At 67.4% G+C, this 15,438-nt stretch carries 15 protein-coding genes and 1 tRNA gene; 14 read left to right on the top strand and 2 right to left on the bottom strand.

The genetic code is table 11. From position 1 onward, the window contains the following. Positions 1–66 precede the first annotated feature (66 nt). From soxC to AC1DQR_RS19040, 11 genes are all read left to right on the top strand, one after another. Complete coding sequence (soxC, locus tag AC1DQR_RS19090; RefSeq protein ID WP_416049902.1) at positions 67–1,431, top strand: sulfite dehydrogenase; 1,365 nt, start codon at positions 67–69, stop codon at positions 1,429–1,431. After that, positions 1,415–2,482, top strand: coding sequence for a c-type cytochrome (locus AC1DQR_RS19085; RefSeq protein ID WP_416049901.1), 1,068 nt, complete (start codon positions 1,415–1,417; stop codon positions 2,480–2,482). The genes soxC and AC1DQR_RS19085 overlap by 17 nt, the downstream gene beginning before the upstream one ends. 120 nt (positions 2,483–2,602) lie before the next feature. Further along, entirely contained in the window at positions 2,603–2,932 is a 330-nt protein-coding gene (locus AC1DQR_RS19080) for a c-type cytochrome (protein ID WP_477133552.1), read from the top strand. Between the two features lie 170 nt (positions 2,933–3,102). Beyond that, on the top strand, positions 3,103–3,558 hold the full coding sequence (gene soxY, locus AC1DQR_RS19075) for a thiosulfate oxidation carrier protein SoxY (protein ID WP_043350495.1): 456 nt from the start codon (positions 3,103–3,105) through the stop codon (positions 3,556–3,558). A 63-nt stretch (positions 3,559–3,621) separates the two neighbouring features. After that, positions 3,622–3,933, top strand: coding sequence for a thiosulfate oxidation carrier complex protein SoxZ (gene soxZ, locus AC1DQR_RS19070; protein WP_150991211.1), 312 nt, complete (start codon positions 3,622–3,624; stop codon positions 3,931–3,933). A gap of 130 nt (positions 3,934–4,063) precedes the next feature. After that, positions 4,064–4,519 carry a DsrE family protein gene (locus tag AC1DQR_RS19065; protein WP_174425843.1) on the top strand — a complete coding sequence of 152 codons (456 nt, stop codon included), beginning with the start codon at positions 4,064–4,066 and terminating at the stop codon, positions 4,517–4,519. Positions 4,520–4,684: 165 nt separating this feature from the next. Beyond that, complete coding sequence (gene soxA / locus AC1DQR_RS19060; protein ID WP_416049900.1) at positions 4,685–5,509, top strand: sulfur oxidation c-type cytochrome SoxA; 825 nt, start codon at positions 4,685–4,687, stop codon at positions 5,507–5,509. Between the two features lie 17 nt (positions 5,510–5,526). Beyond that, positions 5,527–6,219 (top strand): sulfur oxidation c-type cytochrome SoxX, encoded by a 693-nt coding sequence (gene soxX / locus AC1DQR_RS19055; protein WP_477133551.1) that lies wholly within the window; start codon positions 5,527–5,529, stop codon positions 6,217–6,219. A 24-nt stretch (positions 6,220–6,243) separates the two neighbouring features. Further along, positions 6,244–6,750: a TlpA family protein disulfide reductase gene (locus AC1DQR_RS19050; protein WP_416049898.1), complete on the top strand. Its 507-nt coding sequence runs from the start codon at positions 6,244–6,246 to the stop codon at positions 6,748–6,750. 87 nt (positions 6,751–6,837) lie between these two features. Next, positions 6,838–8,559 (top strand): thiosulfohydrolase SoxB, encoded by a 1,722-nt coding sequence (soxB, locus tag AC1DQR_RS19045; protein WP_477133550.1) that lies wholly within the window; start codon positions 6,838–6,840, stop codon positions 8,557–8,559. A 40-nt stretch (positions 8,560–8,599) separates the two neighbouring features. Next, positions 8,600–8,675: transfer RNA gene (locus AC1DQR_RS19040), tRNA-Ala, on the top strand. Positions 8,676–8,792: 117 nt separating this feature from the next. Here AC1DQR_RS19040 and AC1DQR_RS19035 read toward each other — a convergent pair. Next, positions 8,793–9,170, bottom strand: coding sequence for a hypothetical protein (locus AC1DQR_RS19035; RefSeq protein WP_477133549.1), 378 nt, complete (start codon positions 9,168–9,170; stop codon positions 8,793–8,795). A 643-nt stretch (positions 9,171–9,813) separates the two neighbouring features. Then, on the bottom strand, positions 9,814–10,542 hold the full coding sequence (locus tag AC1DQR_RS19030) for a DNA-3-methyladenine glycosylase I (RefSeq protein ID WP_416049896.1): 729 nt from the start codon (positions 10,540–10,542) through the stop codon (positions 9,814–9,816). Positions 10,543–10,665: 123 nt separating this feature from the next. Between AC1DQR_RS19030 and AC1DQR_RS19025 the strand changes: the two genes are divergently transcribed. From AC1DQR_RS19025 to AC1DQR_RS19015, 3 genes are all read left to right on the top strand, one after another. Continuing rightward, on the top strand, positions 10,666–11,019 hold the full coding sequence (locus AC1DQR_RS19025) for a DUF2314 domain-containing protein (protein WP_416049895.1): 354 nt from the start codon (positions 10,666–10,668) through the stop codon (positions 11,017–11,019). A 169-nt stretch (positions 11,020–11,188) separates the two neighbouring features. After that, positions 11,189–14,035, top strand: a complete 2,847-nt coding sequence (locus AC1DQR_RS19020; RefSeq protein ID WP_477133548.1) for a DUF2339 domain-containing protein — start codon at positions 11,189–11,191, stop codon at positions 14,033–14,035. Further along, complete coding sequence (locus AC1DQR_RS19015) at positions 14,035–15,399, top strand: DUF3999 domain-containing protein (RefSeq protein ID WP_477133547.1); 1,365 nt, start codon at positions 14,035–14,037, stop codon at positions 15,397–15,399. The genes AC1DQR_RS19020 and AC1DQR_RS19015 overlap by 1 nt, the downstream gene beginning before the upstream one ends. The last annotated feature ends 39 nt before the right edge of the window (positions 15,400–15,438 follow it).

The following is a 15,438-nucleotide window of genomic DNA, read 5'->3' as shown; positions in this document are numbered from 1 at the left end:
GCTGACCCACAACAGGTTCGCCGACGGTGCCTCTGGCGCCGCACGCGCGAGCCGGAGGAGACCGCAGTGCCGGAACAGAGCCGCCCCGGGCGCATCGTGCATGCGCCGGAGCATTTCGTCAGCGCCTCGCTGCAGCAGGACATCACGCAGCATGGCGTAGGCGCGTCCGACAGCCCTCGCCGCGACTTCCTGCGCAAGAGCTTCCTGGGCGCCGCAGCCGCGCTGGCCGCTGGCGTCGCCAGCCGGGCCCGCGCAGCGGATGGCGTTGCCGGTGACGACGCCATCCTCACCCCGCAACCCTGGGCCACCACGCTCGGCCAGCCGGTTGCCGCGCATCCCTACGGCCAGCCGTCACCGTTCGAGAAAAACCTGGTGCGCCGCGAGTCGCCAGGCCTGACGCGGGTATCGGCGGCCTCGGTATCCTTTGCCCCGCTGCAAGGCTTCTTCGGCATCATCACGCCCAACGGCCTGCACTTCGAGCGGCATCATCAAGGCTGGCAGGACATCGATCCGGCCCGCCACCGCCTGATGATCAACGGCCTGGTGAAGGCGCCACGCGTCTACACCATGGACGACCTGATGCGCCTGCCCGCGGTGTCGCGCATGCACTTCATCGAGTGCGGGGCCAATACCGGCATGGAATGGGGCAACGTGGCGGTGCCCACGGTGCAATACACCCACGGCATGCTGTCGTGCTGCGAGTTCACCGGCGTGCCGCTCAAGGTCCTGCTCGACGATGCCGGCGCGGACTTCAAGCGCGGGCACTACCTGCTCGCCGAGGGCGGCGACGGTTCAGGCATGACCCGCACCATCCCCATGGCGCTGGCCGACGAGATCATCGTCGCCTGGGGCATGAACGGCGAGATGCTGCGCCCGGAAAACGGCTACCCGCTGCGGCTGGTGGTGCCCGGCGTGCAGGGCGTGTCGTGGGTCAAATGGCTGCGCCGGCTGGAGCTCGGCGACCAGCCGTGGAACACCAAGGACGAAACCGTGCACTACGTGGACATGATGCCCGACGGCATGCTGCGCCAGTACACCTCGATCCAGGAGTGCAAGTCCGTCATCACCACGCCCTCCGGCGGGCAGCAGCTGGTGGGGCGCGGCTTCTACAACGTCAGCGGGCTGGCGTGGTCCGGGCGCGGGCGCGTGAAACGCGTCGATGTGTCCGTCGACGGCGGGCGCAACTGGCGCACCGCAAGGCTGGAAACGCCTGTGCTGTCCAAATGCCTGACGCGCTTCAACCTGGACTGGGTGTGGGACGGCTCTCCGGCCATCCTGCAGAGCCGCGCCATCGACGAGACCGGCTACGTGCAGCCCCGCCTGGCGCAGCTGCGCGAGGTGCGGGGTGCGCGCTCGATCTATCACAACAACGCCATCCAGAGCTGGCGGGTGGCCGATGGCGGCGAGGTCTCCAATGTCCACGTTGACTAACTTGCCTGACGCCGGGCGCGCGGCAATATTCGCCTGTGCCGCCGCGCTATGCGTGCAAGTGGCGATGGCCGCCGCCCCGGCTGACAGCGCGCGTGCCGCGCTCGGCCGCACTGCCACGCCGGCCGAGGTCAAGGCCTGGGATATCGATGTGCGCCCCGACTTCCAGGGCTTGCCCAAGGGCAGCGGCACGGTGTCGCAGGGACAAAAAATCTGGGACGGCAAATGCGCCTCGTGCCATGGCGACTTCGGTGAGTCCAACGAAGTGTTCTCGCCCATCGTCGGCGGCACCAGCGCCGAGGATATCCAGCGTGGCCGGGTGGCCTCGCTGACCGGCAACCAGCCGTACCGCACCACGCTGATGAAGGTCAGCACGGTCAGCACCCTGTGGGACTACATCCACCGTGCGATGCCGTGGAACGCGCCCCGGAGCCTGTCCGCCGACGACGTCTACGCAGTCACGGCCTACCTGCTCAACCTGGGCGATATCGTGCCGGCGGACTTCACGCTGTCGGATGGCAATATCGCCGAGGTGCAGCAAAAAATGCCGAACCGCAATGGCATGACCCTGCAGCACGGCCTGTGGCCCGGGCGGGGCCAGGCGGATACGCGCAATACGGCGTGCATGAAGGATTGCACGCCCACGGTCAAGATCGTGTCGACCATGCCGGCCTATGCCCGCGATGCCCACGGCGACCTGGCGGCGCAACAGCGCACCGTAGGGCCCACGCGCGGCTGGGCTGCCGGCGGCGGCGCCAGCGCACCCACGGCTGCCATCCCGGCCACCCCGGCCACACCCGGCGAGACGGCAGGTGCGAAGCTGGCCAGCCAGTACCAGTGCATGGCCTGCCACGCCACCGATCGCAAGCTGGTCGGCCCGAGCTTTGCCGAGGTCGCGCGCAAGTACAAGGGGCAGGATGCGCAGGACGCGCTCGCCCACAAGATCCGGGCGGGTGGGCAGGGCGCCTGGGGCAGCATGCCGATGCCGCCTCAGGCGCAGATTCCCGATTCCGACCTGCGCACCGTGGTGGGGTGGATTCTTGAGGCAAAATAGCGGACTGGCCGCCCCGTGGCGCGGCCAGCGCGCCGCCGCGCCGGCCGTGCCGACAGGCAACACTGGCAGCGAGCGGGCTTTTCGCCGTCCCCACGGCTCTTCAAAGTTCGGAGCATATCCATGAAGCAGTTTGTCATCGCAACGCTGATGCTGGCTTGCGCCGCCTCGGCCAACGCTGCAGTCGATGCCGCCAAGGCCCAGGAAATCGCCAACAAGAACGCCTGCATGGGCTGCCACCAGGTCGACAAGAAGCTGGTTGGCCCGGCCTACAAGGACGTGGCGGCCAAGTACAAGGGCGACAAGAACGCGCTGGCAACGCTGACCAAGAAGGTCAAGAGTGGTGGTGCTGGCGTCTGGGGCCCGGTGCCGATGCCCGCCAATGCCGCTTTGAGCGACGCCGACCTGAAGACGGTCGTGGAGTGGGTGCTGGCAGGCGCCCCGGGCAAGTAAGCACAGCCAGGGCAAGCCCTGCCCGGACCGGTTACGGCTTCGGGACCAAAGGGGCGCCGATGGCGCCCCTGTGCGAGGGCGGCAATGCACCGCCCGCTGCGGCGCGAAAAAGGCGCGGCAGGCCAACAGAAAACCAAGCCGGAACGGAAAACGCAGGAGAAGAGGAAACAATGCATTCAAAACGACGAGACGTATTGCGGGTCACCTCCGTGCTCGCACTGATGGCCGCCACCGGCCTGATCAGCAAGGCGCAGGCGGCGGAGTGGAACAAGACCGCCTTCGACGGCAAGAGCGTGGCCGACGTCATCAAGGCATTTGGCGGCAGCGGCACCGAGAAGAGCACCGCCATTGTCTTTACCGCCCCCGACATCGCCGAGAACGGCGCCGTGGTGCCGGTCGCCGTGACCAGCAACATCCCTGGTACCGAGCAGATCGCCATCCTGGTGGAAAAGAATCCCAACACGCTGGCAGCGGATTTCATCATCCCGGCCGGCACCGAGCCCTTCGTCTCCACGCGGGTGAAGATGGGCCAGACCTCGATGGTGTACGCCGCCGTCAAGGCCGGCGGCAAATGGTATGTGGCGTCCAAGGAAATCAAGGTGACGCTGGGTGGCTGCGGCGGCTGAGGCCACGCTCCCATCCACCCAAGCGGATTTCCCGCCCCACCATTACCTGAAAGAGGAAAGAACATGGCAGACCCGATGCGCGTACGTGCCGCCGAGAGTGGCGGTGTGGTCGACGTCAAGATCCTGATGAAGCACGACATGGAAACCGGCCAGCGCAAGGACGCGTCCGGCAAGATCATTCCCGCCTGGCATATCCAGAGCGTGACGGCGCAGTGCAAAGGCAAGGATGTATTCCAGGCCCAGTTCGGCCCGGCGGTATCCAAGGATCCCTTCCTGAACTTCAAGTTCAAGGGCGGCGCCAAGGGCGACAAGGTCACGGTGACCTGGGTCGACAACCGCGGTGACAAGCGGACCGACGAAGCGACCATTTCCTGATCGAACCGGGTACGGGTCAGTACCGGCCTGGCCGAGCGGGCAGCGGCATCCTCTGCTATGGTTCAGGTCGAATGTCGGGCCCGGGCCGGCGCATGGTGCGCGCGGGGGCGCGACCGGAAGGATAGCAATCATGCGGCGAGCATTTATTCGAGCAACGGCGGCGCTGGCGGCGATCGGCCTGGCCGCCAAGGCGGCGGCGCAAGCGGCGCCGGCGGCTGCCGGCAAGGGCGGGCGCGTCAAGGTGGTCTACCAGTTGTCCGAAGGCACGGACCAGGCGGTGCGCGCCATGGCTAACCTGCGCAACCACCTGAACGCCGCGCCGGATACCAAGATCGTGGTGGTGGCGTTTGGCTACGGCGTGGACTTCATCGTCGAAGGCGCGCGTGACGCACGCGGCAACACCTTCGAGGCGGCGGTCGGCGCGCTGGCCAGTTCCGGCGTCGAGTTCCGCGTTTGCCGCAATACGCTCATGGCGCGCAAGATTCCGGAGTCCAGCCTGCTGATGGAAGCCAAGGTGGTACAGGCTGGCGTGGTGGAAGTGGCCAAACTGCAGTTCGATGAAGGCTATGCCTATATCAAGCCGTAAATACGCAAGCCGTAAATACAGGTTGCAAGCAGACAGGTTGTAAGCAGCACCCGCGCAAGAGCCGGCCCGCACCGGGCGCCGATAACGGGAAGACAAGCCATAAGATGGGCCCGCACGGCCTGGCGCCACACGGCGGCAGGCTCCGAGGCCCCGAGGAGAAGCCCCATGAAAACGATCAGACGCCGCCACACCGGCGCCGCGCTGGCGCTGGCCGGCACCGTGGCGCTCGCCGCCGCGGCGGTGCATGCCCAGGGCAGCACCGCCGAGGAAATCGCCAAGTACCGGCAGATGCTCGCCGAGGGCAACCCCGCAGAATTGTGGGAAGCCGCCGGCGAAGAACTCTGGAAAAAACCCGCCGGCCCCAAGAACGCCTCGCTCGATCAATGCGACCTGGGCAAGGGCCCCGGCGTGACCAAGGGTGCCTACGCCGAGTTGCCGCGCCTGTTCAAGGACACCGGGCGCGTGATGGACCTGGAGCAACGCCTGGCCTACTGCCGCGTGACGCTGCAGGGCCTGACCCAGGAAGAGGCCCTGAAGAATCCCTTCGCCTCCACCGGCAAGCCCTCCGACATCGAGCGCCTGGTGGCCTTCGTGGCCGGCGAGTCGCGCGGCATCAAGATGAACGTGGAGCTGAACCATCCCGAAGAAAAGCGCGTGTACGCCCTCGGCCAGAAGATGTTCTTCTACCGTGGCGGCGCCTACGACTTCGCCTGCGCCACCTGCCACGCCGTGGACGGCCAGCGCATCCGCCTGCAAGAGCTGCCCAACCTGCTGACCAAGCAAGGCGCGCAAGCCGCGTACACCACGTGGCCCGCCTATCGTGTCTCGCAGGGCGAGGTACGCTCGATGCAGCACCGCCTCTACGACTGCCTGCGCCAGCAGCGCTTTCCCGAACCCGCCTATGGCTCCGACGTGATCACCGCGCTGAGCCTGTTCCTCGCCAGGAACGCAAACGGCGGCACGTACGACGGTCCGGCCATGAAGCGCTGAGGCAAGGGAGAGCAGAGATGAAACAAGCGCATAAATACGCACAGAGCATGCTGGCCACGTTCGCCATGCTGGCCTGCATGGGTGGCACGGCTCACGCGGAGGACCGCGCCAAGCCGGCCAAGGCCACAAAGCCTGCGAACGTCACCGCCAAGGTCGCCGCCGTCAGCGACGCCGACATGAAGAAGCTGATCGAAAGCTCCTTCACCTCCAAGGGCCCCGCCACGGTCGAAGGCGTGCTCGATCGCGACGCCATGCAGAAGGCTTGCAGCGACTACCCCGACCGCTCCAAGGTGCCAGCCGCGGTGGCCAAGAAGATCGAGGCCGCCGAGTTCAAGCAGATCAAGTACCCCGCCGACAAGCAATGGCTGGGCGACTGGAAGGAGGGCGAGAAGACCGCCCAGAACGGGCGCGGCATGCAGTTCTCCGACGCAGTCGGCAGCCCCAATGGCGCCAACTGCTACGCCTGCCACCAGATGACCAAGGCCGAGATCTCGTTTGGCAATATCGGCCCGTCGCTGTACCAGTACGGCAAGCTGCGCGGCGACTCCGAGGCGGTGCTCAAGTACACCTGGGGCAAGATCTGGGATTCCAGCGCGTTCGCGGCCTGCTCCAACATGCCGCGCTTCGGGCACAAGGGCATCCTCACCGAGCAGCAGATCCGCGACGTGATGGCGCTGCTGCTTGACCCGGCCTCGCCGGTCAACCAGTAAGGCTGCGCAATGACATCCAGCCGCATGGCAGGCTCCCTCCGGCGCGCGCGCGCGCTGCTGCTTGCCGCACTGGCCTGGAGCGGCGCGGCCGCCGCGCTGGAGGTAGGCGACACCGTGCGCCTGCCGCCGGTGCAGTTGCTCGACGGCCGGGTCGCGACGCCCGCCGACCTGGCCGGCAGGCCGCTGGTGGTGGAAGTCTGGGCATCGTGGTGCCCCTTCTGCGCACTGCAGAACCCGCGCCTGCAAAAGCTCTTTGAGAGCACCGGCGGCGCGCGCGGCGGGCTGCAGGTGCTGGCGGTCAGCATCGACAAGGACCCTCGCGACGCCACTACCTACATGGCGAAACACGGCTACACCTTCCCGGCCGCGATGGACACGCCCGCGCTGCGCGCCGCGCTCGGCAAGCGCCGCGGCCTGCCCGAGCTGTACGTGATCGACGCCCACGGCAAGGTCGTGCAGAAGGAGGTCGGCGAGATGCTGGAAGAGGAAGTCGCGGCGCTGGCCAGGTACGCCACGCCAACGCAGAAGTAGCCGCATTGGCCATATCGGCCGCATCGGCCACAAGATGCCGGATCGCAAGAGCCAGATACCGGCGCATGACATGCACAGGACGAGACAATGAACCGACGCGAGTTCCTGCAGGTGCTGGCTATCGCCGGCGCCGGCGGCATGACCTTTCCCGCCACCGACGCGCAAGCCGCGCAGGCTGCCGGCAAGCTCTATGACGTGCCACGCTTCGGCAATGTGCACCTGCTGCATTTCACCGATTGCCACGCACAGCTGCGCCCGCTGCATTTCCGCGAGCCCAACGTCAACCTCGGCGTGGGCGACTACGCGGGCAAGCCGCCGCACCTCGTCGGGCAGGCCTTCCTGCGCCACTACGGCATTGCCCCCGGCAGCGCGCAGGCCCACGCCTTCACCTATCTCGATTTCACCGAAGCCGCGCGCCGCTACGGCAAGGTTGGCGGCTTCGCCCACCTCGCCACGCTGGTCAAGCAGCTCAAGGCCGGGCGGCCCGGCGCGCTGCTGCTCGACGGCGGCGACACCTGGCAGGGCTCCGCCACCGCGCTGTGGACGCGCGGGCAAGACATGGTCGACGCCGCGCTGGCGCTGGGGGTGGACGTGATGACCCCGCACTGGGAGATGACGCTCGGCGCCGAGCGCGTCACCGAGATCGTCGAGCGCGACTTCAAGGGCAAGGTCGCCTTCCTCGCGCAGAACATCAAGACCAACGACTTCGGCGATCCCGTCTTCGACCCTTACGTGATCCGCGAGATGAACGGCGTGCCGGTGGCCATCATCGGCCAGGCATTCCCCTACACGCCGATCGCCAACCCCCGCTACTTCACGCCCGACTGGACCTTCGGCATCCAGGAAGAAAACCTGCAGCAGGTCATCGACCAGGCGCGCGGCAAGGGCGCGCAGGTGGTCGTGCTGCTGTCGCACAACGGCATGGACGTGGACCTCAAGCTCGCCTCGCGCGTGCGCGGGCTCGACGCTATCCTCGGCGGCCACACGCACGACGGCATGCCGGCGCCGGTGCCAGTCAGCAACGCCGGGGGCACCACGCTGGTCACCAACGCCGGCTCCAACGGCAAGTTCCTCGGCGTGCTCGACTTCGACGTCAAGGGCGGCAAGGTCAGCGGCTTCCGCTACCGCCTGCTGCCGGTCTTCGCCAACTATCTCGCAGCCGATCCCGCCATGGACGCGCTCATCGCCAAGGTGCGCGCGCCGTATGAGAAGCAACTCGGCGAAGTGCTGGCGCGCAACAGCGGCCTGCTATATCGCCGCGGCAACTTCAACGGCACGTTCGACCAGTTGATCCTGGACGGCCTGATGGACGTGCAGGGCGCCGAGATCGCCTTCTCGCCGGGCTTTCGCTGGGGCACCACGCTGCTGCCCGGGCAGGCCATCACCATGGAACACCTGATGGACCAGACCGCCATCACGTATCCCCACACCACCGTCACCGCGATGAGCGGCGAGACCATCAAGACCATCCTCGAAGACGTGGCCGACAACCTGTTCAACCCCGACCCCTACTACCAGCAAGGCGGCGACATGGTGCGCGTGGGCGGCCTGCAATACACCATCGACCCCACCGCGTCGATGGGAAAGCGCATCACCGAGATGCGCCTCAAGGGCCAGCCCATCGACGCCGCCAAGACCTACAAGGTAGCCGGCTGGGCACCCGTCTCGGAAGACGCCCGCCAGAGCGGCAGCCCGCCGATCTGGGACCTGATGGCCCAGTGGCTGCGCGCCTCCGGCGAGGTCACCGCCCGCCCGTTGAACCTGCCCACGGTGCGCGGCATGATCGGCAACGCAGGCATGGCAACGTGATTGAACAGCCGCGAAAAACTGAGCTACAATCGTTCGTCACGGGCCGATAGCTCAGCTGGGAGAGCGCTGCGTTCGCAATGCAGAGGTCGGGAGTTCGATCCTCCTTCGGTCCACCAGGATTCGCAGTACAAGACAACGCACTACGTTTAACGACGTAGTGCGTTTTTTGTTTTTGGGTACGGCATTCCCTGATGCGCCCACAGGGCGCACGTCGTTCTAACGGCTCACTGCGGTTACTCGCGGCGCGTCTTTTGCGAAACCGGGACCACCGATGGATTTGCGGCCGCGGGTGCCGGTGCGGACGGCGCCGGGGACGGCCTGATCTGCGGGCTAGGCGAATGCGGCAACCGCACGGGTGCAATGCCCTCGGATCCCAGCAGCGCCTGGCCGTTGTCATAGCCGGTGGAGACGGCTTCGAGGTAACCCTGCGCAAACGTCTGCTCGGGCGTGACCAATGACTGGGCTGGTGCGGGGGGCTGGGCATAGGCGATGCTGTTCGCGCATAGCGCGAGCACGCGCATCAACAGGACACCTCGGCGCAGCGTTCGCATCGCTGCCTGCATGCGCGAGCAGGGCCGGCTCTCTCGTTGTTCATGGCGGTTGATCTTCATGACGGTTCTCCAAAGGAGCGATGGCTCCAGGCGGAAAGGTGGCAACGTGGAAGGAAACGAGCATCGGCGCCGCGCTCTGAACCCTTAACCGCATGGACCATGCCACCCGCCTGGCGGCGCCAATAGCGGAGGCGTCGCCACTTTTCCGGGTAAACCTGTTGGAGAACGACAGACACGCAGGCTGGCCGCGGTTGGGCAGGACACAACATGCGATCGATGAAAGCGAGAGGCGACTACCCCGGCCGGGCTGTGGATAACCTGGCAAAACCCTGGGGATAAGCAGGCAGGAAAGCTGTGCCCGGGCTGGGGGTGGGTTGTGGGGCGTATACGAACAACTTCGAGGCGATTTTTTCTCGCCACGTATACGTCCAGTAGATATCCCGCGAGATCAGGGTATTCCCTAGGGCTTATCCTATTCGCAAGTCATTGAGCGGAAAGGGAAAAACCGGCTTATCCACGGGAAAACGGGCCGTTTACCTACTACTACTATATTGGTATACGTAAACAATAAAGAAAGACATAAGGCAACCATTGCGCCGGAAGTATACGTTGCCTGCATTTGTCGCAGCGCTCCTCACGTATACCTGGCTGAATTTCCTCGCCAGTGGGTATACGTGCTGCCGTCGCCTGCCCGACGTTTACCTCACCTTCGCGGCACCTTGAACGCTTGCCTTGCGAGCAAGGCCTCCTCTCGCGTGGCACAGCCTTCCCGGTGATCGTTGACCAGGCCCATCGCCTGCATCAGCGCGTACATCGTGGTGGGGCCGACAAAGCGCCAGCCGCGTTTCTTCAGGTCCTTGGACAGCGCGGTGGATTCCGGCGAGATGGCCATGGTGCGCAGCACTTCCGGCGTCAGCAGCTTGGGGCGGCTGGCCGGATCGGGCTCGAAGCGCCAGAAGTACGCGGCCAGCGACGGCTCTGTCTCCAGCAGTTCCAGGGCGCGCTGCGCGTTGTTGATCGCCGCCTCGATCTTGCCGCGGTGCCGCACGATGCCGGCGTCGCCCAGCAGCCGCTGGATATCGCGTTCGCCGAAGCGGGCCACTTTTTCAATCTCGAAGTTGGCGAAGGCGCGGCGAAACGCCTCGCGCTTGCGCAGGATGGTGAGCCAGCTCAGGCCGGCCTGGAAACCTTCCAGGCATAGCTTCTCGAACAGGCGCCGGTCGTCGTCGACGGGAAAGCCCCATTCGTTGTCGTGGTAGTGGCAGTAATCTTCCAGCGTGCCGCACCAGCTGCAACGCTGGCGCTCCGTGTCCGCCACGATGTTTGTTGCCGGTAGCGCCGCTTTCTTCGCTGCTTTCGGTGCCACGCTCTTCGGCCCCTTCGTCGGCACCTTCGTTGCCACCTTTTTTGTTACGTTGCTATCTGCTGCCATGGGTGCGGTCTCCTTCGATCTGTCATCTTAAAGCGACTCGCGCGGCATGTCGCGCCCACGCGGCCTCGGGGCGTATTTGCTACGATGCCGCCCGTAAAGGACGAATTGATTAAGAGGACTGACATGGAAAAACGACTGGCGACCATCGAAGAAGACGGCTGGCAGCTCGACGACGGCGAGGTCATTGGCGAGGCGCACCCCGAGACGTTCTGGGTGCCGGCGCTGGCGGAGCGCCAGGCCTTGCAGGCCGGCCAGCTGGTGAAGCTGATCTTTCGCATCGTCACCGCCGACGAGCAGGACCGCGAGGAGCAGCATGTGGAACGCATGTGGGTGATCGTGACCGGGCGCGAGGGCGATCTCTACCGTGGCGAGCTGGACAACCAGCCTTATTGCACAGAGGAAATGGCGCCCGGCATGCCGCTCTGGTTCGAGGCGCGGCATGTGATCAATATCCATAAAGAGGGCGAAGAAGAATAACTCCCCGGTTAAGCGCCCAGCTGGCGCGTATCGCCCGGAATCGCCTGGAAATGTCGGCCTGGCGTTACACTGGGCACGCATGATGCAGGCGGTTATGGGTGCCGGCAAACGCAGTATCCGCACCAACGGCCGCCGCCTTCCCCAACCTTCTTAGGCGAAACCTCATCTGATGCGCTGGATATTCGGGGTGATTGGCTTGGTGCTCGGCATGGTGGCGGCCGGGTTTGGCGGTGCGCTGACGGGCGCGGTCCTGGGCTTCGGTTTTGGCTGGATGGTGAGCGACCGGCCCACCCGGCCTCCTGGTGAGGGCGAAGCGCAGGGCGCGGCGGCGGCTCCGCTCGAAGCCCGCGTGCTCCGGCTCGAGCAGGAGCTGTCCACGCTCAAGCGCGAACTGGCGAGCCTGCGCGGCGAGAGCGCGGGCACCCCATCGGCCACATCGGCCCTTGGCGCAGCGCCGGGTACGGTGGCAGCCAGCGAATCCCCGTTCTTCGAGCCGGCTGCCAGCGTCGCGGTGCCAGTGGCGTCCATCCCGGCGGCGATCCCGATCCCGGTTGAGGCGGCACCCGCGCCGATCTCCACGCCAGCTCCGGCACTGGCATCTGCTCCCGCACCTGCAAGCGCGCGCCACATTGAACCACCGCTTTCGTCCACGCTCGGGCCGGGCGAACCCGATTTCGTCGAGCGCGCGATATCCGCCGCGCGCGGCTGGCTGCTTGGCGGCAACAGCGTGGTGCGGGTGGGCATCCTGATCCTGTTCTTCGGCGTGGCGTTCCTGCTCAAGTACGCCGCCGACAATGCCATGCTGCCGGTCGAGTTCCGGCTGGCTGGCGTGGCGGCTGGCGCGGTGCTGCTGCTGCTGGCGGGCTGGCGCCTGCGCGAGCGGCGCGCCGCCTATGCGCTGGTGTTGCAGGGCGGTGGCGTGGGCGTGCTGTATCTCACCGTCTTCGCCGCCACCAAGCTCTACGGCCTGCTGCCGGCCGCGGCCGCGTTCCCACTGATGGTGGTCATCTGCGCGCTCGCCGGCGGCCTCGCGGTGCTGCAGAACGCCCCGGCGCTGGCCTTCACCGGCAGCGCCGGCGGCTTCCTTGCCCCGGTGCTGATCGCAACGGGCGGCGGCAGCCATGTGATGCTGTTCAGCTACTACGCGCTGCTCAATGCCGGCATCTTTGCCATTGCCTGGTTCCGGGCCTGGCGCCAGCTCAACCTGCTCGGCTTCGCGTTTACCTTTGGCATCGGCACGGCCTGGGGCGCGCTGAACTACCGGCCCGAGCTGCTCGCCACCACGGAGCCGTTCCTGATCCTGTTTTTCCTGATGTATACGGGCATCGCGCTGCGCTATGCGCTGCGCCGGCAGCTCAGCCTGAAGGACTACGTGGACGGCACGCTGGTGTTCGGCACGCCGCTGCTGGCCATGGGGCTGCAGGCCGCGCTGGTGCGCAATACTCCTTTTGCCATGGCATGGAGCGCGGTGGCGCTCGCGGCGTTCTATCTCGGCCTGGCGGCCTGGCTGGCGGCGCGCCGCGATCGCCTGGGGCTGCTGTTTGAAGCCGTGCTGGCGCTGGGGGTCATCTTTGCGTCGCTGGCGGTGCCGCTGGCGTTCGACGGGCGCACCACAAGCGCCGTATGGGCCGTGGAAGGCGCTGCCGTGGTGTGGGTTGGGGTGCGCCAGCAGCGGCGCCTTGCGCTGGCCAGCGGGCTGCTGCTGCAGCTGGCGGCCGGCGCGGCGTTTGCCGCGGGCAGCTTGTTCGATGCCACGCAACTGGCGTGGCCGGTGCTGAACAGCCGCTACGTGGGCACGCTGCTGCTGGCGATGGCCGGTGTCTTCAGCGGCTGGCGCCTGCACGGGCGGCCCGAGGCGCGTGCCTGGTCCGCGCCATGCGCGCCGTTCGGCCTGGGGGCGGCGTTGTGGGGGCTGCTGTGGTGGCTGGGCGGCGGCGTGATCGAAATCCAGCACTGGCACGGCGTGCGGGGCTGGCAGGTGCGCGCGCTGCTCGACATGCTGGCGTTGTTCACGGTGCTGAGCGCGTGGCTGGCGCACGTGGCGCGGCGCGTCCTGGCGTGGCCGCTGGCCAGCGTGCCGGCGCAGGGCATGGCGCCGCTGCTGGCGGTCCTGGCCGTGCTTAGCTGCATCGTGCCGTCGGCGTCGCCCTTGCTCGGCTTTGGCGCGCTCGCCTGGTTGATCGTGTTTGGCGCGGCCTGGCTGCTGCTGCGGCGGCAGCAGGACGATGAACGCGATGCCTTGCTGGCGCCCATGCATGCCTTGCTGTTCTGGACCGTGTGCGTGCTGCTGTCCACCGAGGCTTACTGGCGGCTGCGTGCCTATGTGCCGGAGGGCGCCTGGAGCTGGAGCGCCTGGGCCTATGGCTATGGCGGGCTGCTGGCGCTGCTCTCGGCCTGGGGCTGGCGCCTGCGTTGGCCGGTGGGGCGTTTCCAGCGTGCTTACCTGTTGTATGGCACGCTGCCGCTGGTGGCGTTGCTGTGGCTGTGGAGCATTGCCAGCGTGTCCAGCGACGGCGACGCCGCGCCGCTTTCCTACCTGCCGCTGCTCAACCCGCTCGATGTCGCCCAGCTGCTTGCCATGCTGGCGGTGGCGCTGTGGCAGCACCGGCTTGCCGCCGCGGGCCTGGCCACGCGGCCGCGCGTGCTCGGGTACGCTGCGATCGCCACGGTGTTGCTGTGGCTAAACGCCGTGCTCCTGCGCACCCTGCACCACTGGGCCGGCGTGCCCTACACGCTGGAGGGCCTGGCCGGCTCAACGCTGGTACAGGCGTCGCTGTCAATGTTCTGGACCGTGCTGGCGCTGATCGCCATGGTGGCAGCCACCCGCCGCGGCTCGCGCGCGCTGTGGTTTGTCGGGGGCGCGCTGCTGGGGGTGACGGTGGTCAAGCTGTTCCTGTTCGACCTGTCCTTCGTCAAGGGCATCGAGCGGATCATCTCGTTTATCGGTGTGGGCGTGCTGCTGCTGTTGATCGGCTACTTCTCGCCCCTGCCGCCAAAGCAAGAGGAGGCGACGTGATGGCGGCTTTCCGAACCGCGGCCGGGCGGGCGCTACCGATGCTGATGGCCGCGCTGTTGCCATCGCTGCTGTCATCGCTATTGCTGCCGCTGCCCGCGCGGGCTGAGCGGTTCGCGCTGGCGACCGAACGCGACGCGGCGTACTACGCCGTGACCCTGGACGCCGATGTCTACGCCCATAGCACGCGCCCCGGGCTGGCTGACCTGCGCGTGCGCAACGGCACGGGCGAATTGCTGCCTTACGCGCTGGATCTGCCGCCCGAGCCGGCGGCCGAGGTACGCACGCTGCACGATGTGCCGTGGTTTGCGCTGCCGGCCGCGCAGTCGCGGCAGTCCGCGCCCCTGGGCGTGGTGATCGGGACCGACGGCGCGCTGCGCGCAGCCACCGCCCCGCCCGCGGCCGGCACTGCCGGGGCATGGCTGCTGGACCTGAGCCAGTTGCGCGACGACGCCGGCGCGGTGGTGATCGGCCTGCCGGATGGCGATTACCAGGGCAGGGTGGACGTTGCCAGCAGCGACGACCTGCAGCACTGGCAAGCCGCGGGCGGCGCGCAGCTGCTGCGGCTAAGCCGCGAGGGCAGCACGCTGAGCCAGGACCGCATTGCGCTGGGGCGTCTGCGGGCGCGTTACCTGCGGCTGCAGTGGCAGGGCGCGCCGCCCGTGCCGGCGCGCGTGCAGGTGGAGACCGTGGCGGCCAGCCTGCCTTCGCCGCTGGCGCTGCAATGGCGCGACGGCATCGTCGCCACGCAGGCCCAGCCTGGGGGCGATTACCTGTTCGACAGCGGCGGACGCTTTCCGGCCGAGCGCGTGCGCATTCGCCTGCCGCAGACCAACACGGTGGTGCAAGCCACGCTGTGGTCGCGGCCCGATGCGCAGGCAGCCTGGCGCATGGTCAGCAGCGCACAGCTCTACCGTCTTTCCGGCGCGGCGGGCACCGAGCAGGAAAGCGCGCAGCTGGCGATCGGGCGCAACACGGATCGCCTGTGGCGCCTGAGCGTGGATGCCCGCGCCGGTGGGCTTGGCGCTGGCATGCCGGTGCTGGCGCTTGGCTGGCGCCCCGCCGTGGTGACCTTTGTCGCGCGCGGCGCGCAGCCCTTCTCGCTGGCGGTGGGTGAGCCGGCGGGCGCGGCGCAAGAACCCGGGGCGGTCGCGCGGGCCGAGTTGCTGGCCGGGCCCGCACCGGTGATCGCCGACGCCCGGATTGCAGGCATGACGGCATCGCCGCCGGCGGCCGTGCCTTCGGACACCCAGCGCAACCGGCACTTTATCCTGTGGGGTGCGCTGCTGCTGGCGGTCGGCGTGCTGGGCTTGATGGCCTGGCGGCTGCTGCGGGTGCTCGGCGCGCCGCAGGCGCCGCCGGACTGAGCGCAAAGAAAAAGGCCAACCTTGCGGCTGGCCTTTTTC

This window comes from Cupriavidus sp. 05L411 (genome assembly GCF_056398045.1).
The sequence above is the reverse complement of the archived record's forward strand: the minus strand, read 5'-3'. Positions and strand labels throughout refer to the sequence as shown.